We start from the raw sequence: 23465 nt of genomic DNA, 5'->3' as shown, positions 1-23465 counted from the left end.
TAACCGCCGGTTCAGGAGAAGAGGCTCATACGCCTCATCACCCCGTCGCGCTTCACCAGCCAATGCATGAGCGCGGCCCCGATGTGGAGCGCCAACAAGGCGAGCAGGGTCCAGCCCAGGACGCCGTGAAGCTGAAACAGCTTCTCGCTCAGGGCCGGATCCTTGGCGATCAGCCCGGGCAAGGTCCAGGCGAACAACTGGACCGGGTAACCCCCAGCCGCTGTCGCCAGCCAGCCCACTATGGGCTGGGCCAGGAGGACCAGGTACAGCAGGGCATGAACCGCCTGGCTGGCCAGGCGCTCGAACTGGGTCAGGGTGGGGACGGGGGGCGGGGCGCCCAGGGTCAGGCGCATCACCAGACGGAAGGTCATCAGAGCCAGAATCAGCACCCCCATCGTCTTGTGCCCAGTATAGAGGGCATCAGTCACCTCACCCCCAAAGGCGTCCTTAGTGCCATCGAACCCCAGCCAGCCGAGGGTTAGACCCACCCCCAGGGCGGGAATTACCAGCAAGGCCAGGAGCCAGTGCAGCAGGCGTTGTACCAGGGTGTAGCGATCGGCCTCGGACATAGCAGTTTCCTCGTGTGACAGGCTCCCGGGATCAAGATGTCGTACCCGGCCGCCGGTCCGGCCAGGTCGCTCGCGCCAGCCGATCAGGCCGTGGCCTTGGCCGCCGCCGACTCCGCCAGGGACTTGAGTTCACCCGTGGCATGGAGTTCCAGGGTGATATCGCAGCCCCCGACCAGCTCGCCATCGATGTAGATTTGGGGAAAAGTCGGCCAGTCCGCATAACGCGGCAGGTTTTCAAAGATCTCCATATCCTGGAGGACGTTGACATGGGCGAAGGGGACGCCACACTCCTTGAGGGCGGCGGCGGCGCGCATGGAAAAGCCGCACTGGGGAAACTGGGGGGTGCCCTTCATGAAAATGACGATGGCATTACCCTTGACCTGCTGATCGATACGCTCCAGGACGTCCATTGGCTGACCTCTGTTAAGGAAAAAAATAGGGGATGGAGTGGGGCTGAGATCGGGCCGCAGGGGCCCATTTCAAGGAAGCCCAGCCACCGGGCTAGGTCCGCGCCGCGGGATTAACGGCCAACACCTCGTCAACCAGCTCGATCCAATGCCGCACGGGAATCCGGGTACCAGACTCCAGGTGCAACTGACACCCGACATTGGCGGTGGCGATGCACTCAGGGCCGCCGGCGGCCAGGCTGGCGAGCTTGTTGTCGCGCAGTTGCCGCGCCAGAACGGGTTGCAGCAGGGAATAGCTGCCGGCCGAGCCACAGCAGAGGTGGCCGTCGGCCACTGGGGTCAGCTCGTAGCCGAGCCGGGTCAGCAGGCCCTCGGCCAGACCCGGCAGCTTCTGCCCGTGCTGGAGGCTGCAGGGCGAATGAAAGGCGATTTTTCGCCCGGCCCCGGGCGGGGGCAGGGCGACCTCCGGGCGGGCCAACTCGACCGCCAGCACCTCGCTCGGATCCCGGGCCAGGCCCGCAATCCGGGCCGCCTTGGCGGCATAGACCGGGTCCTGGGCGAGCAGGACGCCATAATCCTTGACCATGGCCCCGCAACCGCTGGCAGTCACCAGGATAGCCTCGGCGCCGGCCTCGACCTGGGGCCACCAGGCGTCGATGTTGCGCCGGATCATGGTCAGGGCCTCCTCCTCCGCGCCCAGGTGGTGCGGCAGGGCCCCGCAACAACCCGCCCGCGGGATCTCGACCAGGCTTATGCCCAGGCGATCCAGGACCCGGGCGGCGGCGGCATTGGTATCGGGGGTCGCCGCCGCTTGGGCGCAGCCCGCGAGGGCCAGCAGGGTGCGGGGCCGGTGGGCGGTCGGCCAGGGTCCTGCGACCCGGCGCGGCGGCACCTTGGCCTTCAGACTCGCCGGCAGCAGGGGGCGGAACAGTTGGCCAAGACCGAGAAAGAGGCCGAAGCGCAACCGCGAGGGCACCAGCCAGCGCAGCAGGCGCCGCGCCAGCCGCTCGTCCCAGGGGCGCGGCACGGTGGCCTCGACGGCGGCACGGCCGATATCCACCAGCCGGCCATAGCGCACGCCGGAGGGGCAGGTCGTCTCGCAGGAGCGGCAGGTCAGACAGCGATCCAGGTGGAGCTGGGTCCTGCGGCTGGGGGTCTGGCCTTCCAGGACCTGCTTGATCAGATAGATGCGGCCCCGGGGTCCATCCAGTTCATCGCCCAGGAGCTGGTAAGTGGGACAGGTGGCGGTACAGAAACCGCAATGCACACAGGATCTCAGGATGGCGTCCGCCTCCTGGCCCTGGTGACTGTCACGGATGAAATCGGCCAGTTGGGTCTGCATACCTATAAATCCCGATAGAGGCGGCCAGGATTAAGGATGCCGCGCGGATCCAGGGCGGCCTTGAGGCGCTGGTGGAGGGCCAGCAGGGCGGGCGGCAGGGGCTGAAAGACCTGCCCGCCAGGCGGATCGCCAGCCTGGCCACTCACCTGAAGACCTGGCTGGCCAGCCGGCCGGCGACCGTAACAGGTGGCATGCCCCCCCGCGGCCTGAGCCACCGGCCAGAGGGGGTGCTCGCTCTGGACCCAGCGCAGGGCCCCACCCCAGTCGATGAAGTGGGGTCCCAGACTGGGATCATGGGGCGCGGTGGGCGGTAGAGACAACCGCCACAGGGGCGCCGGATTCCGGAAGAAGGCATGGCTCAATTCGCGCACGCCACGCCAGAAATCGGCCCCCGCCCCTACCGCCTCGCCCCCCAACCGGGCGCGCGCGGCCTGCACCGCCGCCTCGCTGCCGGCGAGCCGCACATAGGCTCGTTCGCCGTCATGGCAGGCCGCGCTAAGGGGCAAAGGCTGACCGGCCCAGCGGTTGAAGCGGTCGATGGCCTCCCCCGCCGTGAGTTCGAGGGCCAGGGTCAGGTCGGTGGCCGGGCGCGGCAACACCTTGAGGCTGACCTCCAGCAAGACGCCCAGGGTACCCTGGGCCCCGACCATGAGGCGCGACAGGTCATAACCGGCGACGTTTTTCATCACCTCGCCGCCAAACCGCAGCACCTCCCCACGGCCATTGATGATCCTGACCCCCAGGACGAAGTCCCGGGCGGCACCGGCATAGGGCCGGGCGGGACCCGAGAGGCCGCAGGCGATGATCCCCCCCAGGGTGGCGTCAGCGCCGGGCCGGCCATCGGGATTGGGGCGCACGTCAAAATGGGGCGGCTCGAAGGCCAGCCACTGACCGCGCTCTGCCAGGGCGACCTTGATCTCGGCCAGGGGCGTACCGGCCCGGGCGGTGATGACGAGTTCGGTGGGCTCGTAGCTGAGGATGCCGCGATGGCCGGCGACCTCCAGGGTCTCACCCTCCACGGTTCGCCCCAGCCAGGCCTTGGTGCCGCCGCCCTGGATGCGCTGCGGGCGGCCCGCGCCCTGGGCCGCGGCCACCCGCTCCGCCAACATTTGGGTAAGGTCCTGATTCATGCTTTCTGTCATCACTCAGAACCTCGGCAGGTCGGGAAACCTAAGCTGATTGGCGTGGACGTGCATGGCGCCGAACTCGGCGCAGCGATGTAGGGTGGGCACGGCCTTGGCGGGATTCAGCAGGCCCGCCGGATCGAAGGCGGCCTTGACGGCATGGAACTGGGCCAACTCCTGGGGCTGGAACTGGACGCACATCTGGTCGATCTTTTCCTTGCCGACCCCATGCTCGCCCGTAATGGTACCGCCCACCTCGACGCACAGCTCCAGGATCTTGCCGCCCAGTTCCTCCGTCCGCTCCAGCTCCCCGGGCACATTGGCATCGTAGAGGATGAGGGGGTGGAGATTGCCATCGCCGGCATGGAAGACATTGGCCACCGGCAGGCCATAGGCGGCGGACATCGCGGCGATGCGCCCCAGCACCTCGGACAGGCGCCGACGCGGTATGGTCCCATCCATGCAGTAATAATCCGGCGACAGGCGACCGACGGCGGGAAAAGCCGCCTTGCGCCCCTTCCAAAAGAGGAGCCGCTCGGCCTCGTCCCGGGCGGTGCGCACCTCGACGGCGCCGCTCTCCAGGAGGATCTGGCGCACCCGCAGGATATCCTGCGACACCTCCTCGTTGGCGCCGTCCAGCTCGCACAGCAGAATGGCCGCAGCCTCCACCGGATAGCCGGCGTGGACGAAGGCCTCGGCGGCGCGGATGGCGGGATTGTCCATCATCTCCAGGCCAGCGGGGATGATGCCCGCGGCGATGATGGCCCCCACCGCCGCGCCGGCCTGGCCGATGTCGTCATAGGCGGCGAGCAGCACCTGGGCCCGCTCCGGCAGGGGGAGGAGGCGGACGGTGATCTCGACCACCACCCCGAGCAGGCCCTCGGAGCCGGTCAGGAGGGCGAGCAGGTCATAGCCGGGGGCATCCAGGGCATCGGCGCCCAGGGTCAGGCGTTCCCCCTCCATAGTAATGACCTCCAGTTTCAGGAGGTTATGGACCGTCAGGCCGTATTTCAGGCAATGCACGCCCCCGGCATTTTCCGCCACATTACCGCCGATGGTGCAGGCGATCTGGGACGAGGGATCCGGGGCATAGTAGAGGCCATGGGGGCGCGCCGCCTCGGAGATAGCCAGGTTGCGCACCCCCGGCTGGACCCGGGCGGTGCGGGCCAGGGGATCGATATGGAGGATGGACTTGAGCCGCGCCAGGGACAGCAGCAGGCCGTCCGCGTGGGGCAAGGCCCCACCGGACAGGCCCGTGCCCGCGCCCCGGGCCACCACCGGCACCCCCAGCCGCTGGCAGAGGCGCAGGATGGCCTGGACCTCCTCGACCTGGCCAGGCAGGGCCACTGCCAGGGGCAATTGGCGGTAGGCGGAGAGGCCGTCGCACTCATAGGGGCGCAAATCCTCCGCCTCGTGCAGCACGAAGGTCTCCGGCAGAATCGCCAGCAGGCCGGCCACCAGTTCCGCTTGGCGGGCGATACGGGCCTGGGGGGTTAGCGGTGAATCGGGATGATGATCAACTGAAAGCTGGACTCCCAAGGGGGGGTTGTCCTGGCCATGATCCCCCTGTTGTTGACCTGTGCATCGTTCAGTCATCATTGAGTAAAGCCCCTTCGCTTCGTCTTGTCCGCAGCGGCAACTATACGCAAAACGGATTAAATTATGAGATTTGGTAACGATGCGGTTTACTTTTTGAATATCAACATCACCCAGTCCCTTAGTGGCCCGTGGCAAGCTAGTTCCCGAGTGGCCCGCTGCAGGCTTGCACACGAGCATCCTAAGGCGGTCTGGTACATAGGGGCCCAAGTCCGTACCGGAACACAAGGTGGCCAGATGACTGGCCCCCAGCAGATGCTGGCCTCGTCTCCAGCCGTTGTGATCGGGCCCTTTTTTGCCGGAACCATGATCCAGATTGAGAAGAAGCCCTCGCAAGGCATCGACGAGTTAAAGACAGCCGCAGCCGTGGGGTTGCGCCTGGTCCTACAACCTGTTAAGAAGAATCGACGCCGGCATCCGCGGCGAAGGACACAGGGCGAAGTGCTGGCAGGACATCCGCGGCGCCGCTAGGGGACTTGGCTGATCGAAAAATCCCGTCTAGCACCCTAGTGGCCCGCGGCGGGATAGCGCACAAATGTCCTAGTCCAGCCTAGCGCGCAACTTGGCCCGTCTCAACCTAAGAACACATTAGACATTCAAAATGCGCATCGAAGGCACTCTCTCAAAGTGGAATGACGACCGAGGATTCGGGTTCATAACGCCAACCCAAGGTGGTCAGGAGATTTTTGTCCATATCTCTGCGTTTCCGAAGGATGGAGTACGCCCGACACTCGGAGAAAGCATCACCTTTGAAATTGAAACCGACAGCACTGGGAAGAAGCGAGCGAAAAACCTTTTGTGCCCACAGCGCCCGACTGTTATGCGCCCATACCCTTCCCGCAAATCGCCATCCTATCGTCGCAAAGAGAGTCCTGGCTTTTTCGGTCGGGTCATTCCTCTGCTCCTTCTGGTGGGCTTGGGCGTATACGGTTACGGTGAGTATACCCGCCGTATAGCCCCGTTGCCCGTGATCGCCGCTGAACCAGAGATTCAGGAAACATCATCTCCCTACCGCTGCGACGGGCGCACCCATTGTTCCCAGATGACATCCTGCGCTGAAGCTACCTTTTTCCTTCGCAATTGCCCCAATACTGAGATGGACGGCAATCATGATGGTGAGCCGTGCGAGCAACAGTGGTGTACAAGTCCTTTTGCAAAATAAGCGTGCCGTCCCTCCAGCTGACTTTTCTCAATTGGCGCAATGTCTAACATTCCGCTCCAGTGGGACGCTCCGCCGGCAAGCCGGCTCCGCGCCCCAGAGCTTGCATGTTAGTGCACAAGACGACCACCATTACGGCATAGTGTATAGATGGCGCCAACAATCGTTCGTGACGGACAGTTCAGACTGTTTTTCTTCTCTCGCGAGGAGCCCCGCAGCCATGTCCACGTGGCACACCCGGATGGCGAGGCGAAATTCTGGCTGACTCCATCGGTACACTTGGCAGTGAATATTGGGCTTTCAAAGATGCAAATATGTCAAGCGCAAGCCGTGGTTGAAGCGCATATTAAGGAGATTCAAGATGCCTGGCATCGCCACTTTGACTGCTGAAGTCACCAACGTGTCTAAGCATTGCTTCTGGCTGCTGCTGGATGATGAGGAACTGGCTATACCGTTTTCGGATTTTCCGTGGTTTAAGTCGGCAACCATCGAGCAACTTTGCGAGATTGAACGTCCAACGGAAAACCATCTCTATTGGCCCGAACTGGACCTTGATCTCTCGGTTGAGTCAATTCGCAAGCCTGAAAATTTTCCTCTGATCTCGAAAATCCGGGCATGATGTGGTTGGCTCGGGTCATTTGCATATCTGTCCAGCCCCGCAAGCTGATGACACGGCTACCACCTCACCTTGCCCCTTAATCTCCAAGACTGATACCGGTTAATCGGCCATAAACGGTGGCCAAGGCCTCCTCATCCCCGACATTACCCGGGAAGATGACCACCGGGAGGTCCGGGTAACGGGGGTGATCCGCCGGGCAGCGCACCACGGAGCAGCCGGGCAGGATCTGGCCCAGGACCCGGGAGGCGCCAAGGGCCAGACCGCTGGAGAGGACGTCGTTGGAGGTGATGCCCCCCTTGCTGATCAGAAAACCCAGGTCGCGGGGCAGGCCGCGCACCACATCCATGAGGAAGGCGGAGACCTGGTCGCCAAAGGCCAGACGCGTGGCCTGGTCGGCGAAGGTGCGCTCGACCCGGCTGGTGAAGATCACCGCCGTCTGGCCCTGGTCATGCAGCGCCGCGGCCCGGGCCAGGGTCGCGTTCAGGAGGGCCGCGCCCTCGGTGGGGATGCGATCGACGTCGATCTCCACCGCCCCCACCCCAGCTTGCTGGAGGAGGCACGCCAACTGGTCGGTGGTCTTCTTGACGTGGGAGCCGACGATGACGGCACCCGGCCGGCCACCGCGCACATATTCGCGCATAGCATCCGGCGCCACCGGCTGGGCGGGCAGGCGGGCCAGGGCGGTGAGCAGGCTGGCGGCGCTGCGGAAGAGGAAGCGCTTGCCGGCGGCCACGCTGGCCAGGACATCGGCGGCGAAGCGATCCAGGTCCGCCTGGGTCTCGGCGTCCACCACGCCGCAGGCGTTGCCATGCAGGGCCAGGAGACGCTCCTGGACCCCGGCCCGGACCTCGGCCAGGAGGAAGCGCTCGACCTGGTGGGCGGGGATGCGGCCCTGGGTCTTTTCGGCAACGTAATCGGGCAGATAGCTGGTGCGGTAGCCGAAGACGGAATCCCGGGCGAACTCGGTCTCCGCGGTGGGAACGGGCTGGCCATTGACCATCAGGTAATGGATGGAATCGCGAGTGAAGCGCCCGCCCTCGAAGAAGGCCGGGGTGAGGAAGTGGGCGTCGAAGGGGCCCAGTTCCTCCGCCATGACATCGGTCTCCACCGGGTAGTGGCCGCGCAGGGTGGAGTCGGAACGGCTGACGAAGAGGGGATGCAGCGCCCGGCCCTCGCCCTCCCTGGCCAGAGCGTCGGCGGCCAGAGCCAGTTTCAGGTTATGGCAGGCCTCGCGGGTAACCGCCGCCGCCTGCTCGGCGCCCATGGCGCGGCTGTTGGTCAGGATAAAGAGGAGTGGCGAGGCATCGGCCAGGCCCTGGCGCAGGGTCTCGACATCCCAGCGGGTCAGGAGCAGGCAGCCGTGGACCGTCTGTGAACCCGTGGGGTCGTCGTCGAGGACTATGATCTTGGTTTCTGGCATCTTGTGGCTCGCGGACAGATTCAGGCCGGAGTCGGGTTAGGCTGCGCTAACCCGACCTACGGATATACCGGTTATTTTTGAACCCTGATTAGGACCGCAGGGCCTTGACCCGCGCCACCATCCGCTCGGCGGTGATGCCGTTGAAGTCCATGATCTCCGCCGGGCTGGCGGTGGTCTCGCCGCGCTTCCAGGCGAAGGTGTCGCGCTGGGCGGCGCGGCTGCGCAGCAGCACCGGCTCCAGGGCGGCGGAGGGGCCACCGCTCACGGCCAGCAGGACGTCGCCGTCGAAGAAGGCGTTGAAGTGGTCGTCGTCCATGAAGGCGTTGTCGGGCTCGGACACCGTCTCCCAGGCGACATCGCTGGGACGATAGAGGCGGCGCGGATTGACCACGGCGACGATGCGCACGGCCCAGCCTGCGGCTTCGAGCTGATCCTTGGCCTCGAACACGGGCAGGTAGACCATGTCGCCGGTGACGGCGAAGACCACCGTACCCTTGTTGTTCTTAGCGCCCTTTTTGCCCTTGCCGCCCTTCTTGCCGGACTTGCCGGGCTGGGTCTCGTAGAGGGTCGCCGCGCCCTTGGCGACGGCGTCGTCGGCCTGGGCCAGGCTCAGGTACACCGGCAGGGGCGACTTGGAGGCGATGATCACCATGCCCTTGTTGAAGCTTTGGGTGGCGTACTCGTAGGCGGCCTGGATGCTGTTGGCGTCCGGCGGAAACAGCATATAGAGGTTGCCGTTGCGCATCTGGGCGGCGAAGTAGTTTTCGATCTCCGGGCGCTGGTGGGTCCAGCCGTTGCGGCCCTGTTCCAGGGCGCCGGCGGTGAACATGCAGACGACGGACGGCGTCTTGCGGCGCAGCTCGGCCATGGCCTGGGTCACGGTCTGGACGATGGGCCAGCCGTTGATGGCAAAGCTCTCGTAGGACAGCCAGAGGGCGCGGGAGCCGAACAGGCTCAGGCCGGCGGCGAGGCCGGCGCAGGCGTCCTCGTTAAGGGGCTCGTACACCTGGCCGGTGGGCTCCTGGTTGTAGAGGGGGTCCGGGGTCGGGTGGCGGATTTTCAGGGCGTCGTTGATATTCTTCATCGCCGAGGCCTCGTTGCCGTCGGCGTTGGTGACCACGAAGCGCGGGTCCTGCTGGCCTACCCAGGCCGCCAGGGCGCCCAGGGCGGTGGCGGGCACGGCCTTGTCGCCCGGGGTGAATGCCTGGCAGGGGAAGGCGCCCAGGGGGGCCAGGTCCAGCACGAACTCCGTCACCGCCGTCTTGACGGCGGGGCCGCCACCGGCGCGGACAAAGTTCTCCCGCACCAGGGCCCAGGCGGCGGGTGGCAGAGCGCGGCGTTGCAGGCCCTCGATGATATGGGGGGCATCCAGGGTGTCGGCCGGGTAGAGATTATGGGACTTAGCGCCCAGGGTATGGACGCCGGTACCCTTCAACTGCTTGAGAATGAAGGCGGTCAGCTTGCCGGAGAAGGCGCTCGCGGCGGCCCGCTCGACACCCGCCAGTACCGCTTGGGCAAAGGCCAGGCGCTGGCCCTGCGAAAAACGGCTGGAATCGACATAGGCGGCCTCCTGACCGCTATCGTCGAAGTCCTTGGCGTCCACCAGCACCACCTCTTCGAAGCCATGGCCCCGCCAGTAGGCCAGCATCTCCTCATTGGTCAGGCGGGAGACCATGGAATGGTGCTCCTGGCTGTAACCATTCCAAATGAGGGTCGGCAGGAAGTTGGTGACCTGGGGGTAGGCGGTATGGAAATGCATCATGGCATTGAGCACATAGGGCTCGCCCATGCCACCGTCGCCGATGGTCACCGGGAAGAGCTTGTCCGGATGCAGCATGGCCCCGGCCATGGCGAAATGCTGGCCCTGACCCAGGGGACCGGCGGGGGCCAGGAGGCCCGGGATGGCGCCGGAGAGGTGGCCCAGCAGGCCATGCTTTTCGCGGAACCGCGCCATCATGTCCGTCAGGGTGCGGATGCCCATCTCCTCCAGGGAGGTGTCGAGGAACATGGCGCTGTAAAAACCCGGGGCGTGGTGGCCGACCTCGGTGACGATATTGGTGTGGCCCAGCATGACCAGGGCGGCATAGGCCTCGGCGCTGGAGGCGAAGCCACCGGGATGGCCGGAGCCCTTGGAGCCGCACACCTGCAGGGTGACATAGCGCAGGGCATCGGCCATCAGGAGGGTCTGATAGGCGGCCTCCGCGTCCACCTGGGCAATGCGGCCAGTATCCGCGCTTACCGCCGGCGCGGCGGCATGGGTCTCAAAACCCGGCCAGGGCTCGCCAAAGTGCTGCATGCCCGCGCAGAAATCTGGGGCGGCCTGGTCTGGGGTGGTCTCGGTGGCGGTAGCCTTCATGGGGGGACTCCTCGGGATGACGAATGGGCTTGATCTAACCTTACACCGGGCGCTATGATTTCACAATACGTAATCGATTTCATAATGTGAAATGAACAGCCCAACACCTCGCCAACCCAGCACCACCCCCAGCCACCGGATTCAGGTCATTGACCGCCTGGCCGCCCTCCTGAATGCCCTCGCCAGCAATGGCGGCGGCGCCAGTCTCAAGGTGCTCTCCGCCGAGACGGGCCTGCACCCCTCCACCGCCTTCCGCATCCTGGCGGCGGCGACGGAGAATGGCCTCGTCGAGCGCAACGAGACGGGCCACTATGGCTTTGGCGGCCAGCTCGCCAGCTGGGCCGCCTGTCGCCAGGGCGGCGAGGACCTCCGCGCCCTGGCCCGGCCCGTCATGGCCTGGCTGCGGGACCAGGTCGAGGAAACGGTCAACCTGACCGAGCGCGAGGGGGATGACGTCGTCTATATCGAACGGGCCACCCCCCAGCGCATGATGCGGGTCGAGCAGCTCATCGGCAGCCGGGCGCCCCTGCATGTGACGGCGGTGGGCAAGCTGATGCTGGGCAGCGCCGGCCAGGCGGCGGTCCAGGAGTATGCCACCCGCACCGGCCTGACCGCCTATACCGAGCACACCCTGACCCGCGGCGAGGACCTCTGGCGCCAGGCCAGCCAGGACCTGGCGGCCGGTTACGCCCTCGACAACGAAGAGGCCGAGATCGGCGTAGGCTGCATTGGCGTCCTGGTGCGCGACCCGGCGGGCGAGCCCCTGGCGGGGCTGTCCATCTCCGCGCCCATCGAGCGGCGCCGGGATGCCTGGATCGGCCTCATCCAGGAGGCCGCGCGCCGCATCACGGAGCGCATCGCCCAGCATCGGGGCGCGCGCTAGGCAGCGGCGCGCGAGGATGGCCCGGGCCGCCCGCTATGCCATACTGGCCGCCCCCGGGCCTCTGCACCCCACCGCCACCGGTACTCCCCATGAATTACGCCCTGCGCAAACGCATCCTCATCACCGGCGGCGCCGGCTTTCTGGGCAGCCACCTCTGCGAACGCCTCCTCGCCGACGGCCATGACGTCATCTGCGTCGATAACTTCTTCACCGGCACCAAGGACAACATCGCCCACCTGCTCGACAACCCCTACTTCGAGCTGATGCGCCACGACGTCACCTTCCCTCTCTATGTGGAAGTGGACGAGATCTACAACCTGGCCTGCCCGGCCTCGCCCATTCATTACCAGTACGACCCGGTCCAGACCACTAAGACCAGCGTCCACGGCGCCATCAACATGCTCGGCCTGGCCAAGCGGGTCAAGGCCAAGATCTTTCAGGCCTCCACCAGCGAGGTCTATGGCGACCCCGCCATCCACCCCCAGCCCGAGCACTACTGGGGCAACGTCAACCCCATTGGCCCCCGCTCCTGCTACGACGAGGGCAAACGCTGCGCCGAGACCCTCTTTTTCGACTACCGTCGCCAGCACGGCCTGCGCATCAAGGTCGCCCGCATCTTCAACACCTACGGCCCGCGAATGCACCCCAACGACGGCCGCGTCGTCTCCAACTTCATCGTCCAGGCCCTGCGCAACCAGCCCATCACCCTCTACGGGGACGGCAGCCAGACCCGCTCCTTCTGCTATGTGGACGATCTCATCGAGGGCTTCGTCCGCCTCATGAACAGCCCCGACGACCTCGCCGGCCCCATCAACCTGGGCAACCCCGGCGAATTCAGCATGATCGAGTTGGCCGAGACCATCCGCGACCTGACCGGCTCCCATTCACCCCTCATCCACGAGCCACTGCCCCAGGACGATCCCCGTCAGCGCCAGCCCGATATCACCCAGGCCAAAACCCACCTCGACTGGGCGCCCAGGATCCCCCTGCGCGAAGGGCTAAAGCCCACCATCGCCTATTTCGAGGCCTTACGGAAACGCTGAAGAATGATCTGATATCTCTCTCTTCGCCCTCGGAGAGCGTTTTTTGGCAATAATCAGATTGGCCAGGGCGAAGAGCACCTCATGCTGGGCACTGTTCTTCTTAAGCCCCTGGTAGCGCAGTTCGCGATGGTGGAAGCGGTCCTTGATGAGGTGGAAGACGTGCTCGACCCGGCTGCGGGCTTGTGCTTTGAGCCGCTCAATCCGCTTGATCAGGTCTTTCTTCTCGCCTGCGGGCAAACCGGCCACCTTGCTGCGCTTAGCGGCGATGGACCATTCCACCTTCCGGTCCCTGAGCTCCCCGCGCTTCTCGGCGCCGGTATAACCCGCATCGGCAAAAGCGGCCTCTTCCTCACCGTGCAGCAGGTTGCCCGTCTCGGCCATCTCAGCCCCGCCGAAGCCCTCGGGCAATGGCAGGAAAAGCGGCCTGAACTGTTCGTCTCAGAGGTTGACAATCTCCCGGGGCTTGGCAGTTAAGTATGGCTGATAACACCCGTGATGAAAACCAAGTTCAGGAAAATCTTATATAGCGACATCCCTTCATCTTCGGGTCAGCCCTGGCACTCCCCATCCAGGTGGCGCTGGAGCCAGAGTTCCAGCAAGGCCAGATGCCAAAGCTTATTTCCGCGGATGCGTGTGTGATGCAGATCGGGGGCGGCGAGAAGCTGATCCACATAAGCCCGTTGGTAGATGCCGCGCTCGCGGCAGGCGCGGGAATTGACCAGGTCCCGCATCATGACGAGAAAGTCGCCGCGCACGAACTTGAGGGCCGGCATGGGAAAGTAGCCCTTGGGCCGGTCGATGACGGCATCCGGCAGCAGGCCCCGGGCCAGGGCCTTGAGGGGATATTTGCCGCCCTCGCGCAGCCTGATAGCGGCGGGACAGCGGGTCGCCAACTCGACCAGTTCGTGATCGAGGAAGGGCACCCGGGCCTCCAGACCCCAGGCCATGGTCATGTTGTCCACCCGCTTGACCGGGTCATCGACGATGAGGCTGGTCACATCCAGGCGCAGGACGGCGTCGACCAGTTCCTCGGCGCCGGTCTGGTCCAGGAGATCGGCGACGAGGATGCCGGTGTGGTCCGGTCCGGCATGGGCCGGGGCCGCCAGGTGCAGAAACTCGGCGTGATCGCGATCGAAGTAGTGCCGACGGAAGGTCTCGAGCCAGGCCCCCTGGTCCGCCCCGGCCAGGCGCGGATACCAGAAATAGCCGCCGAAGACCTCGTCCGCCCCCTGGCCGGACTGGACGACCTTGATCTCCCGTGATACCTGCTCACCCAACAGATAGAAGGCGACGGCGTCCTGGCCGAACATGGGCTCGGTCATCGCGTCCACCGCCTCCGGCAGGCGGGGCAGGACCTCGGCGTTGGGGACGTGGAACTTGTGATGCCTGGTCCCGTAGCGCGCCACGACGAGGTCCGAGTACTCGAACTCGCTGCCGGCCTCCTCCGGGGTATCCTCGAAACCCACCGAGAAGGTGCGTACCTCCGCCGTCCCCAGCTCCGCCAGCAGGGCCACCAGCAGGCTCGAATCCAGGCCGCCGGAGAGCAGCACCCCCACCGGCACGTCGGCCACCTCCTCGCGGCGGCGTACGGCCTGGCGCAGGGCGGTGCCGATGGCCGCCACCCACTCGCTGGCGGTGGGGATGGGGTCCGGGCGGACGCCGGCCAGGCTCCAGTAGGGGCGCTCGGTGGTGGTGCCATCGGCGTCGATGCGTAGCCAGTGGGCCGGGGCCAGCTTGCGGATGCCGGTCAGGATAGTGCGCGGCGCCGGCACCACGGCATGGAGGGTGAAGAGGTGATGCAGGGCGATGGGGTCGATGGCGGTGTCCACCCCACCCGCCGCCAGCAGGGCCTGGGTGCTGGAGGCAAACCGGAACCGACGGGCGTCGCGGGTCCAGTAGAGGGGTTTGACGCCAAAGCGATCCCGAGCCAGGAAGAGGACGCGCCTGCCCATATCCCAGAGGGCGAAGGCAAACATGCCGTGCAGGCGCTCGACGCAGCCCTCGCCCCAGGCGTGCCAGGCCTTGAGGATGACCTCGGTGTCGCCGTCCGAAAAGAAGTGGTAGCCCTTGGCCACCAGTTCCTGGCGCAGTTCGCGATAGTTGTAGATGGCCCCGTTGAACACCAGGGCCAGGCCCAGTTCCGGGTCCACCATAGGCTGATTGGAACGGACGGAGAGGTCGATGATGGCCAGGCGGCGATGGCCGAAGCCCAGACCGCCGTCGCTCCAACTCCCGCCATGATCCGGCCCGCGCCGGCGGATGCGCGCCATCATCCGCTCCACCGCTCCCAAATCCGCCGGGGCGCCGTCGAGGCGCAATTCACCGCATATTCCGCACATCGCTGACTTTCTCCGTCTTGGACCTTGACTGCTACCCAGCTAACCCGACCCGACTATCGGCGCCCTCAAGGGGCCACCAGTTGCTCGCGATGCCGGAGATCCTGCTCGCGCTGCTTGACCCGGCGGTGGAAACTCGCCTGGTTTTTGGTACAGATGAGGGTGAAGGGACGGCCACCTTTGTTCGTGGCCAGGTCGAGATCGCACTGGATACTCTGGATGGAAACGGCGACATGCCGGCGCTCGACCTCGTTGGCCTTGAAGTGCCAGACCGGCTCCTCCGGTGATGCCAGGAAGCCGCTCAGTGCGCGGCAATGGGCGCACTTGCAGGCGATGGCCACCGGCCGGGCCCAATCCGCCGGGGGCTCCAGGGGCAGGGCGATGCGGGCCTCCAGGTGGGCCAGCACCGCCTCGCGCAGGACCTTGGCGGCTGGGGGCTCCCGCTCCCCGCCAGCGGACTTGAGCGCCAAAGCCGCCGGTACCAGTAAGCGGTCCGGGTCATAGACGGCCGGCCAGGACAGGCAGCGCGCCACCGCCTGATCGGCAAGGGCGGCATCGATCCGCCCGAGGGCACTGACCGCTTCGGCAAGCTGCGCGGCCGTCAGGGGTTCCGGCACCTGGGGATAATCGAAGGGCGTCGGGCTGACCGGCTGGCCATCGGGTAGGCCCTGCAGCAAGAGTCTGGCCGGACTGGACAAGGCGTGGAGCCAGGCCGGCGCGCCATCCGCCGCGCAACGGTTGAGCAGATTGGCGCAGGCCCCGGGCCGCCGGGCGACATGGGCGGTGATGACCTGGCCAAGCAGCTCGGTCGCGCGAGCGGGCGGCAGACGGTGGAAGAGCAGGGCCAGGGCCGGATTGTCCTCCAGACTGTAGGCGCCCCCCGCGACCAGAGCGGCGGTGAACTCAGCCCCGCCCTCCAGATCACCCAGCCGGAGCAGGGCATCGAGCAGGTCACGTGACCGCCCCTCGGTACTGGCATGGTTCCGGACCCAGGACTCCCGCGGCCACTGGGCGCTGATGGCGCCCGCCAGTCGGTGGGCCTCCCGCCAGTCGCTGTCGCCCACCCGAGCGCCCGCCGCCTCCCAGCGGCGCACCCCTTCAAGCAGGGCGGGGATGCTGACCCTGAGTCCGCCGGCGGCCAGGACGGCGCCGCGCCGGGCCACCGGCCAGAGGATGAAGGCGGCGCGCTGATAGAAACGCTCGAAAGAGGCCCCCTCGTTACCCGTGGCCTCGGAGAATTCGACCTCGGCATCCTCCAGGTCGGCCAAGGCCTCGGGGGGCGACAGCTCCTCCTCGGTGAAGGGCAAGTTGGCCATATCGCTCTGGCCGCCGTCCGCCAGACGCCAGTCATGAATGGTCCAGGCGCTGTCGGTCACCTCCCCGATCTCCAATTCCGGATTTCGCCACCCGCCGCCGCCGGTGTAGTCGGCCCAGCCGGTCTCCGCCACGCTGATCAGCGCCAGGTAAAGATCGCAGCCGGCCGCGGCCGCCGCGGAGATCAGGACCTGGGCCGCCGCCGCATCCTGGCCCTTGAGGGCCGGGAAGCCGATCTCGGCCTCGGTGTAGGCATGCTCCAGGGGATAGACCAGCTTATCGGGGGCGGCACCGGAGCGGTCCCAGTCAGCCAGCAGGCGGGCGAGGGCCGCCTGCTGGGAGCCGTAGTCCGGCGCCCGCGGCAAGGGGCCCTCGCCACGGCGGATCAAGTTGTAAATCAGCGCCAGCCGGTAACCGGAGGCGATGGGCAGGACCTCGTGCCGGCAGTCGGCATAGAAGGCGGCGAAGGCGGACTCGGAGGGTTCGTCCCGGTGCAGATCGACGCGCACCTCCTCGCCCCGGTGGCGGATGATCAGCTCGCCGCCACTGTAGTCGCAGGGCAGCACCACCACCAGGGTGCCAAACATGCCCGGGGCCTTTTCGGTGTCGCGATGGGGAACGAAAAAGCTGCCAGTATCATAGATCAGCAGCTTATAGAGCTGAGCCTCAATGGTCCCGGCTACCGCCAGACCCACCCGCACCTGCTCGACGACGCCCGCCAGGTCCTCCGACCACTTCCGGCCCGTCAGTTTCACCCGGGCGGCATCCACCTGCCAGGTACGGCGCACACCGGTGTCCACCCGGGTCTCACTCCCCCGGCCATAGGGCGCCTGCTCGGCCCCGCCCACCAGGGCCTCGGCTTGGGTGGGCAGCAGCGGCAGGGCAATGGGCCCCACCCCCTCCACCTCCAGACGCGGCGGGTGGATGTCGAAGGAGCCGGCGACGTGGAAACCACCGGGGCGCTGGACGCTGGCCAGGAGGTCGGCCAAGGCTTGGGGGTAGTCAGTCATAAGCGTAGGGTCATCGTTGATGGGATGAAATATTGGAAATCAAATTGCCAATTTGCACAAGCGTTGCTAACCTACTGAAATGATTCCACGCCAAGCCAGCCAGACTTTGCAGCGCTTGAGCCGGGGCTTCCCTGTCCTGGCCATCACGGGCCCGCGCCAGTCCGGCAAGACCACCCTGGCGCGCGCCACCTTTCCCGACAAACCCTATGTCTCGCTGGAAAATCCGGACCTTCGCGGCTTCGCCGAGTCCGACCCCCGCGCCTTTCTCGCCGGTTTTCCCGATGGCGCCATCCTGGACGAGGTCCAGCGGACCCCGGACCTCTTCTCTTACCTCCAGGGTCTGGTGGACGATGACGGGCGCATGGGACTCTTCATCCTCACGGGCTCGCAACAGTTCGACCTGCGTTCCCGCATCACCCAGTCGCTGGCCGGTCGGGTTGGCCTGGTGCATCTGCTGCCCTTCAGTCAGGTCGAGCTGTGCCAGACACCCGCGCCACCCGCCGATCTGGAAACCACCCTATACAAAGGTGCCTATCCGCCGCTTTACGTGCGGGATCTGAGGCCCCATGACTGGCTGTCCGCCTACGTGGCCACCTACCTGGAGCGCGACCTGCATCAACTCATCCAGGTCCGAGACCTGAAGACCTTTCAGGTTTTTCTGCGCATGTGCGCCGCCCGCACCGGCCAATTGCTGAACCTGTCCGCCCTCGCCAATGATTGCGGCATCACCCATCACACCGCCAAGGCCTGGCTGTCAGTCCTAGAGGCCAGTTACCTGCTGTTTCTGCTGCCTCCCCACCATCGTAACCTGGGCAAACGCCTCACCAAGTCCCCCAAGCTTTACTTCCTCGATACCGGCCTGGCCTGCTGGCTCATGGGTATCCAGAACCAGGAGCCGTTGCATTTTCATGCCCAGCGCGGTGCCCTGTTCGAAACCTGGGTCATCGCCGAATTGCTCAAGGGTCGCTTCAACCGCGGCCTGCCCTCGAACCTCTATTTTTGGCGAGACAGCGCCGGCAACGAGATCGATGTCCTCCTGGACCAGGGCGAGCGGCTGTTGCCTATCGAGATCAAGGCGGGGACTACCATCAACCCCGACTATTTTTCCGGCCTGAACAAATGGCGCGCCCTGGCAGGTGACGCCGCCCTGCGGCCCCTCCTGATCTACGCGGGCAGCGAGGCCCAGACACGCACCCAGGCCCGCATTCTGCCCTGGCATCAGGTGGGCGCCTGGGCGGAAACCACCTGATCATCCGCCCAAAGCCATTGCGGATCCCTCCGCACACCCGGTCCTTCATGCTACCGTGGGTGCCGATCTGGACCAGGATGTGAATTACTGGGGGCTGGCGCTTGAGCTTTGGCCCGGGGGGGCCTATCTTGCGCCGAGTCGATACCACTTTTCAGGAGATAACCCATGACTCACTCATTGCCCGCCCTGCCCTACGCCATGGATGCCCTGGCGCCCACCCTCTCCCAGGAGACGCTGGAGTACCACTACGGCAAGCATCACCAGACCTATGTCACCAACCTCAACAACCTGATCCCGGGCACCGAGTTTGAGGCCCTGAGCCTGGAAGACATCATCATGAAGTCCTCCGGCGGCGTCTTCAACAATTCCGCTCAGGTCTGGAATCATAGCTTTTACTGGAACTGCCTGAGCCCCACCGGCGGTGGCGCGCCCACTGGCGCCCTGGCCGCGGCCATCGATGCCAAGTTCGGCTCCTTCGAGGAGTTCAAGAAGCAGTTCAACCAGTCCGGCGCCACCAACTTCGGTTCCGGCTGGACCTGGCTGGTCAAGAATGCCGATGGCTCCCTGGAGATCTTCAATACCTCCAACGCCGGCACCCCCATGACCTCTGGCAAGCAGGCCCTCCTGACCCTGGATGTCTGGGAGCATGCCTACTACATCGACTACCGCAACGCTCGTCCCAAGTATCTGGAAACCATCTGGCATATTGTCAACTGGGACTTCGTGGCCGCCAATTTCGCCGCCTGATCGCGCCCCGGCGATGAGCCATAGAGGATCATGGCCCGGAGGCACTCCGGGCCTATCCTTGGCGGGTGCAACCTCCGCGCCTTGAGTCTCGCCTCCTCGCCGGACGCCCCGCCGCCCCTTACCCCTCTTGTCCCCGCCCATCCCCCTCTTTCACCGCGGCTACGGTGACCCAGCGTCTCCGGCCACACCCATCCTCCTGATCCATGGCCTCTTCGGCTCCGCCGTCAACTGGCACCCCATCGTCGGCCGGCTGCACTCGCTGCTGGGGGCGGACCGGCGCCTGATCGTCCCGGATCTCCGCAATCACGGCCAGTCACCCCATGACCCGATCCTGAGCTACGAGGCCATGGCCGAGGATCTTATCGGCCTGCTGGACAGCCGGGACATCGAGTACGTCAGCCTGGTCGGCCACAGCCTGGGCGGCAAGGTCGCCATGTGGCTGGCCCTGAACTGGCCGGAGCGGATCGAGGCCCTGGCGGTGGTAGACATCGCCCCGGTGACCTATGCCTCCCGCTTTCGGCGCCTGATCGCGGCCCTGGGGGCGCTCAACCTCAAGACGATCGATTCGCGCCGCGAGGCCGACGCCCGCCTCGCCGCCGCCATCCCCGACCCCATGATGCGCGGCTTCCTGCTACAGAACCTCCGCAAGAGCGAAGCGGGCTGGAGCTGGCGCATCAATCTTGCCGCCCTACCGGATGCCATGGAGGAGCTGCGGACCTTTCCCGACCCTCGGGACCGCCAGTTCCACGGCCGGACGGCCTTCATCCACGGCGCGGATTCGGACTACGTCAACACCAACCAGTTGCCAGACATCCGCGCCCTCTTCCCCCGCGCGGAACTCGTCGCCATCCCCGGCGCCGGCCATTGGGTCCATGCCGACCAGCCCGAGGCCTTCACCCAGACCCTGGTGGATTTCCTGAAGGGTTGAGCACAGGTCAATCACTTAACCAAATCCCATCAGCGCTCTGACCTTGGCCTTGATCCGGGCGAGTTCCACAGGGTGGCATGACCTTTAGGCTCGGCTTGCCGGGTCCCCCAGTCCAGGCTTTTGACCTGATCGCCTGGCGCCACCCTCCGATGAGGCCAACCACATTCCGCAAGGCCCGGCCGCCGCTATATACTGCGCCCTTTTGCGAAGTTAGGCGGGAGTCCCCCATGGCGAAGAGCGACATCAAGAAAGTGGTGCTGGCCTATTCTGGCGGCCTGGACACCTCGGTCATCCTCAAATGGCTGCAGGAGGAATACGGCTGCGAGGTGGTGACCTTCACCGCCGACATCGGCCAGGGCGAGGAACTGGAGCCGGCTCGCGCCAAGGCCCTGGCCGCCGGGGTCAAGGAGATCTACATTGACGACCTGCGCGAGGAATTCGTGCGCGACTTCGTCTTCCCCATGTTCCGGGCCAACGCCCTTTACGAGGGTGAATATCTCCTGGGCACCTCCATCGCCCGGCCCCTGATCGCCAAGCGCCTGATCGAGATCGCCGCCGCCACCGGCGCCGACGCCATCGCCCATGGCGCCACCGGCAAGGGCAACGACCAGGTGCGCTTCGAGCTGACCGCCTTCGCCCTCAACCCCGAGATCAAAATCATCGCCCCCTGGCGCGAATGGGACCTGCTGTCCCGCGAAAAGCTCATGGACTATGCCGCCAGCCGCCGCATCGCCGTGGAGATGAAGCGCGATGGCACCAAGTCGCCCTACTCCATGGACGCCAACCTGCTGCACATCTCCTACGAGGGCTATGACCTGGAAGACCCCTGGGTCGAGCCGGGGGCGGACATGTGGCGTTGGACGGTACCAGCGGAGCAGGCCCCGGACCAGCAGACCTACCTTGAGCTGACCTTCGAGAAGGGCGACCCGGTCGCCATCGATGGCCAGGTAATGAGCCCGGCCCAGCTCCTGGCGGAACTTAATCGCATTGGTGGCGCCAACGGCATCGGACGCAGCGACATCGTCGAGAACCGCTACGTGGGCATGAAGTCCCGCGGCTGCTACGAGACCCCCGGCGGCACCATCCTGCTCAAGGCCCACCGCGCCATGGAGTCCCTCACCCTGGACCGCGAGGCCGCCCACCTCAAGGACGAGCTCATGCCCCGTTACGCCAGCTTGGTCTATAACGGCTACTGGTTTGCCCCGGAGCGAGAGATGCTCCAGGCCGCCATCGACCAGACCCAGCAAGTGGTCAACGGCGTGGTGCGCCTCAAGCTCTACAAGGGCAACGTCATGGCCGTCGGCCGCAAGTCCGACACCAACAGCCTTTTCGATACCAATATCGCCACCTTCGAGGAGGATGCCGGCGCCTACAACCAGGGTGACGCCACCGGCTTTATCCGCCTCAACGCCCTGCGCCTGCGGGTGGCCGCACGCCGGCGGGGTTGAACTGGAGCGGGTTCAGAACCAGAACCGAGCATCAGGCGTAAACGCCGTGTTCGATACACCCCCAGGTTATCCATGGCGTTCTCGGTGCCGATATCCCTTTCCAGCAGACACATAAGGGGTACCACCACCCAGGGCGGCATTGGGCTGGTTGAGCCAATCGAGGGTCGCTTCCCGACCCTCGAAGGCTTCTTCGCCACGGGCGATCACCCGGGCCAATCGCAGCAATTAAGAGCTTCAGTTGGCAACGACGTCATCTGCTCCTAATCGTCGCTAGTCAGGGTGACCGTGGCGCTGCCGGGGGTGCCAACGGCGTAGCTGGTACTCGGCTTGAGGGTGACGATCACGCTCTCGGGGAGTTCCTGCAGGGGGTCTTGCAGGGGGGTGAGGGTCTTGGTGACACTGGTGGCACCGGCGGCGAAGCTGACGCTGGCGCCGAGGGACCTGTAGTCGCTACCGGACGTGGCGGTGCCACTGACTGTATAGGCGACGGTGAGGGCGGCGGCGGTGTTGCCGCTGCGGCTGAAGGTAAAGGTGCCGGTGGTGAGGCCGGCCTCGGTGGCGCTGTTATCGGTAGCGGCGACGGTGACGGTCTGGGTGACCACTTCGTCGCTGGTGAGGGTCACCGTGGCGCTACCGGGGGTGCCGACGGCATAGCTGGTACCCGGCTTGAGGGTGACGATCACGCTCTCGGGGAGTTCCTGTAGGGTGTCTTGCCGGGGGGTGAGGGTCTTGGTGACCTTGGTAACCCCAGCGCCGAAGTTGACGCTGGTGCCCAGGGACTGGTAGTCGCTACGGTGCCACTGGTGGATAGGCGACGGTGAGGGCGGCGGCGGTGTTGCCGCTGCGGCTGAAGGTAAAGGTGCCGGTGGGAGGCCGGCCTCGGTGGCGCTGTTATCGTAGCGGACGGTGACGGTCTGGGTGACCACTTCGTCGCTGGTGAGGGCACCGTGGCGCGCGGTGCCAACGGCGTAGCTGGTACCGGCTTGAGGGTGACGATCACGCTCGGGAGTTCCTGCAGGGGGTCGCAGGGGGTGAGGGGCTTGGGACGCGGTGGCGCCGGCGGCGGCTGACCGTCGCTGGTGAGGGTCACCGTGGCGCTACCGGGGGTGCCGACGGCATAGCTGGTACCCGGCTTGAGAGTGACGATCACGCTCTCGGGGAGTTCCTGTAGGGTGTCTTGCAGGGGGGTGAGGGTCTTGGTGACCTTGGTAACCCCAGCGCCGAAGTTGACGCTGGTGCCCAGGGACTGGTAGTCGCTGCCGGACGTGGCGGTGCCACTGACGGTATAGGCGACGGCGAGGGCGGCGCTGGTGCTCCCCGTGCGGCTGAAGGTGTAGGTGCCGGTGGTGAGGCCGGCCTCGCTGGCGCTGGCATCTCTGGCGGTGACGGTGACAGTAGGATTAAGGGCCTTGGTGAAGCTGGCGGTGACGTTCTGATCGATGCTCATCGTCACCTCGCAAGTACCAGTGCCGGAACAGCCGCCGCCACTCCAGCCGACGAAGGAGGAGTCGCTGGCGGGCGTGGCGGTGAGGGTGACGACGGTGCCAGTCACATACCGCTCACTGCAATCACTGCCGCAGTCGATACCGGCGGGGCTGCTGGCGACGCTGCCAGTGCCGGTGCCGTCCTTGTCGACATTGAGGCTGGAACGGGGGGAGGCAATGGTGACTTCGCCGTCGCTAAGAATGCCAGTGAGCTCGTCGATATCGCCCCGGGTTAGGTTGAGGGCAGAGCTGCTGCCAGCGGCGCCTTCAGCCCTGAGGTCAAGGGTCAACAACTCCAGTCCCACGCCAGGGGCGAGGGGTGTTGAACCGGCAAGGGAGGCGCGGACCACGCCGGGGGCCTGCAGATTGGTGGCGAGCTGCCAGCCAGCGACGGCGGCACCGGTGTTGATCTGGGTGACGCTGACTACGGC

The 23465-nt window shown here is 65.8% G+C and carries 22 protein-coding genes; 9 read left to right on the top strand and 13 right to left on the bottom strand.

What is annotated here, in order from left to right:
- Positions 1-11: 11 nt before the first annotated feature.
- The 5 genes from IPN92_11955 to IPN92_11935 form a co-directional block, all read right to left on the bottom strand.
- Positions 12-569 carry a cytochrome b gene (locus IPN92_11955; GenBank protein MBK8638944.1) on the bottom strand — a complete coding sequence of 186 codons (558 nt, stop codon included), beginning with the start codon at positions 567-569 and terminating at the stop codon, positions 12-14.
- Positions 570-652: 83 nt separating this feature from the next.
- Positions 653-979 carry a Grx4 family monothiol glutaredoxin gene (gene grxD / locus IPN92_11950; GenBank protein ID MBK8638943.1) on the bottom strand — a complete coding sequence of 109 codons (327 nt, stop codon included), beginning with the start codon at positions 977-979 and terminating at the stop codon, positions 653-655.
- Between the two features lie 91 nt (positions 980-1070).
- A complete protein-coding gene (glcF, locus tag IPN92_11945) occupies positions 1071-2318 on the bottom strand; it encodes a glycolate oxidase subunit GlcF (protein MBK8638942.1) in 1248 nt (415 codons plus the stop codon).
- Positions 2319-2320: 2 nt separating this feature from the next.
- Positions 2321-3448, bottom strand: a complete 1128-nt coding sequence (gene glcE, locus IPN92_11940; protein ID MBK8638941.1) for a glycolate oxidase subunit GlcE — start codon at positions 3446-3448, stop codon at positions 2321-2323.
- Between the two features lie 15 nt (positions 3449-3463).
- Positions 3464-5038, bottom strand: coding sequence for an FAD-binding protein (locus IPN92_11935; protein ID MBK8638940.1), 1575 nt, complete (start codon positions 5036-5038; stop codon positions 3464-3466).
- Between the two features lie 601 nt (positions 5039-5639).
- Here IPN92_11935 and IPN92_11930 point away from each other — a divergent pair.
- The 3 genes from IPN92_11930 to IPN92_11920 all read left to right on the top strand — a co-directional run bounded on the left by IPN92_11930 (position 5640) and on the right by IPN92_11920 (position 6816).
- Positions 5640-6200, top strand: a complete 561-nt coding sequence (locus IPN92_11930) for a cold shock domain-containing protein (GenBank protein MBK8638939.1) — start codon at positions 5640-5642, stop codon at positions 6198-6200.
- A gap of 147 nt (positions 6201-6347) precedes the next feature.
- Positions 6348-6587, top strand: a complete 240-nt coding sequence (locus IPN92_11925) for a DUF4160 domain-containing protein (protein ID MBK8638938.1) — start codon at positions 6348-6350, stop codon at positions 6585-6587.
- On the top strand, positions 6559-6816 hold the full coding sequence (locus IPN92_11920; GenBank protein ID MBK8638937.1) for a DUF2442 domain-containing protein: 258 nt from the start codon (positions 6559-6561) through the stop codon (positions 6814-6816). The genes IPN92_11925 and IPN92_11920 overlap by 29 nt, the downstream gene beginning before the upstream one ends.
- Positions 6817-6892: 76 nt before the next feature.
- Here IPN92_11920 and IPN92_11915 read toward each other — a convergent pair whose 3' ends face one another.
- Both IPN92_11915 and IPN92_11910 read right to left on the bottom strand, forming a co-directional pair.
- A complete protein-coding gene (locus tag IPN92_11915) occupies positions 6893-8236 on the bottom strand; it encodes a four-carbon acid sugar kinase family protein (protein MBK8638936.1) in 1344 nt (447 codons plus the stop codon).
- 88 nt (positions 8237-8324) lie between these two features.
- Entirely contained in the window at positions 8325-10532 is a 2208-nt protein-coding gene (locus IPN92_11910; protein MBK8638935.1) for a phosphoketolase, read from the bottom strand.
- Between the two features lie 151 nt (positions 10533-10683).
- Here IPN92_11910 and IPN92_11905 point away from each other — a divergent pair, with 151 nt between their 5' ends.
- Both IPN92_11905 and IPN92_11900 read left to right on the top strand, forming a co-directional pair.
- Positions 10684-11475: an IclR family transcriptional regulator gene (locus IPN92_11905; GenBank protein ID MBK8638934.1), complete on the top strand. Its 792-nt coding sequence runs from the start codon at positions 10684-10686 to the stop codon at positions 11473-11475.
- A gap of 89 nt (positions 11476-11564) precedes the next feature.
- Positions 11565-12518: an SDR family oxidoreductase gene (locus tag IPN92_11900; protein MBK8638933.1), complete on the top strand. Its 954-nt coding sequence runs from the start codon at positions 11565-11567 to the stop codon at positions 12516-12518.
- Here IPN92_11900 and IPN92_11895 read toward each other — a convergent pair.
- From IPN92_11895 to IPN92_11885, 3 genes are all read right to left on the bottom strand, one after another.
- Positions 12504-12899, bottom strand: coding sequence for a transposase (locus IPN92_11895; protein ID MBK8638932.1), 396 nt, complete (start codon positions 12897-12899; stop codon positions 12504-12506). The two genes, IPN92_11900 and IPN92_11895, sit on opposite strands and share 15 nt — an antisense overlap.
- Before the next feature lie 167 nt (positions 12900-13066).
- Positions 13067-14857, bottom strand: coding sequence for an N-acetylglutaminylglutamine amidotransferase (locus tag IPN92_11890; protein ID MBK8638931.1), 1791 nt, complete (start codon positions 14855-14857; stop codon positions 13067-13069).
- A gap of 65 nt (positions 14858-14922) precedes the next feature.
- Positions 14923-17178, bottom strand: a complete 2256-nt coding sequence (locus tag IPN92_11885; GenBank protein MBK8638930.1) for a 2OG-Fe(II) oxygenase — start codon at positions 17176-17178, stop codon at positions 14923-14925.
- A gap of 79 nt (positions 17179-17257) precedes the next feature.
- On the opposite strand from IPN92_11885, the gene IPN92_11880 reads away from it, so the two are divergent.
- The 4 genes from IPN92_11880 (at position 17258) to IPN92_11865 (ending at position 21550) form a co-directional block, all read left to right on the top strand.
- Entirely contained in the window at positions 17258-18427 is a 1170-nt protein-coding gene (locus IPN92_11880; protein ID MBK8638929.1) for an ATP-binding protein, read from the top strand.
- A 165-nt stretch (positions 18428-18592) separates the two neighbouring features.
- Positions 18593-19174, top strand: a complete 582-nt coding sequence (locus IPN92_11875; GenBank protein ID MBK8638928.1) for a superoxide dismutase [Fe] — start codon at positions 18593-18595, stop codon at positions 19172-19174.
- A gap of 139 nt (positions 19175-19313) precedes the next feature.
- Positions 19314-20102 carry an alpha/beta fold hydrolase gene (locus IPN92_11870; protein MBK8638927.1) on the top strand — a complete coding sequence of 263 codons (789 nt, stop codon included), beginning with the start codon at positions 19314-19316 and terminating at the stop codon, positions 20100-20102.
- A gap of 227 nt (positions 20103-20329) precedes the next feature.
- Complete coding sequence (locus tag IPN92_11865; protein ID MBK8638926.1) at positions 20330-21550, top strand: argininosuccinate synthase; 1221 nt, start codon at positions 20330-20332, stop codon at positions 21548-21550.
- 66 nt (positions 21551-21616) lie between these two features.
- Here IPN92_11865 and IPN92_11860 read toward each other — a convergent pair whose 3' ends face one another.
- The 3 genes from IPN92_11860 to IPN92_11850 all read right to left on the bottom strand — a co-directional run.
- Positions 21617-21775, bottom strand: coding sequence for a DUF2384 domain-containing protein (locus IPN92_11860; protein ID MBK8638925.1), 159 nt, complete (start codon positions 21773-21775; stop codon positions 21617-21619).
- Positions 21776-21810: 35 nt separating this feature from the next.
- Positions 21811-22233: a hypothetical protein gene (locus IPN92_11855; GenBank protein MBK8638924.1), complete on the bottom strand. Its 423-nt coding sequence runs from the start codon at positions 22231-22233 to the stop codon at positions 21811-21813.
- The coding region (locus IPN92_11850; GenBank protein ID MBK8638923.1) for a hypothetical protein at positions 22230-23465 on the bottom strand (1236 nt) is incomplete at its 5' end. The genes IPN92_11850 and IPN92_11855, both read right to left, overlap by 4 nt.

It is taken from the genome of Chromatiaceae bacterium, assembly GCA_016714645.1.
Lineage (GTDB): Bacteria > Pseudomonadota > Gammaproteobacteria > Chromatiales > Chromatiaceae > M0108.
This window is presented reverse-complemented; position numbering and strand designations above follow the sequence as displayed.

Coding starts and splice junctions, on each gene's coding strand:
- IPN92_11900 (MBK8638933.1), top strand. CDS start 11,565: ATGAATTACGCCCTGCGCAAACGCATCCTCATCACCGGCGGCGCCGGC.
- IPN92_11910 (MBK8638935.1), bottom strand. CDS start 10,532: ATGCAGCACTTTGGCGAGCCCTGGCCGGGTTTTGAGACCCATGCCGCC.
- grxD (MBK8638943.1), bottom strand. CDS start 979: ATGGACGTCCTGGAGCGTATCGATCAGCAGGTCAAGGGTAATGCCATC.
- IPN92_11875 (MBK8638928.1), top strand. CDS start 18,593: ATGACTCACTCATTGCCCGCCCTGCCCTACGCCATGGATGCCCTGGCG.
- IPN92_11925 (MBK8638938.1), top strand. CDS start 6,348: ATGGCGCCAACAATCGTTCGTGACGGACAGTTCAGACTGTTTTTCTTC.
- IPN92_11955 (MBK8638944.1), bottom strand. CDS start 569: ATGTCCGAGGCCGATCGCTACACCCTGGTACAACGCCTGCTGCACTGG.
- IPN92_11895 (MBK8638932.1), bottom strand. CDS start 12,899: ATGGCCGAGACGGGCAACCTGCTGCACGGTGAGGAAGAGGCCGCTTTT.
- IPN92_11885 (MBK8638930.1), bottom strand. CDS start 17,178: ATGACTGACTACCCCCAAGCCTTGGCCGACCTCCTGGCCAGCGTCCAG.
- glcF (MBK8638942.1), bottom strand. CDS start 2,318: ATGCAGACCCAACTGGCCGATTTCATCCGTGACAGTCACCAGGGCCAG.
- IPN92_11905 (MBK8638934.1), top strand. CDS start 10,684: ATGAACAGCCCAACACCTCGCCAACCCAGCACCACCCCCAGCCACCGG.
- IPN92_11890 (MBK8638931.1), bottom strand. CDS start 14,857: ATGTGCGGAATATGCGGTGAATTGCGCCTCGACGGCGCCCCGGCGGAT.
- IPN92_11865 (MBK8638926.1), top strand. CDS start 20,330: ATGGCGAAGAGCGACATCAAGAAAGTGGTGCTGGCCTATTCTGGCGGC.
- glcE (MBK8638941.1), bottom strand. CDS start 3,448: ATGAATCAGGACCTTACCCAAATGTTGGCGGAGCGGGTGGCCGCGGCC.
- IPN92_11920 (MBK8638937.1), top strand. CDS start 6,559: ATGCCTGGCATCGCCACTTTGACTGCTGAAGTCACCAACGTGTCTAAG.
- IPN92_11930 (MBK8638939.1), top strand. CDS start 5,640: ATGCGCATCGAAGGCACTCTCTCAAAGTGGAATGACGACCGAGGATTC.
- IPN92_11935 (MBK8638940.1), bottom strand. CDS start 5,038: ATGACTGAACGATGCACAGGTCAACAACAGGGGGATCATGGCCAGGAC.
- IPN92_11880 (MBK8638929.1), top strand. CDS start 17,258: ATGATTCCACGCCAAGCCAGCCAGACTTTGCAGCGCTTGAGCCGGGGC.
- IPN92_11915 (MBK8638936.1), bottom strand. CDS start 8,236: ATGCCAGAAACCAAGATCATAGTCCTCGACGACGACCCCACGGGTTCA.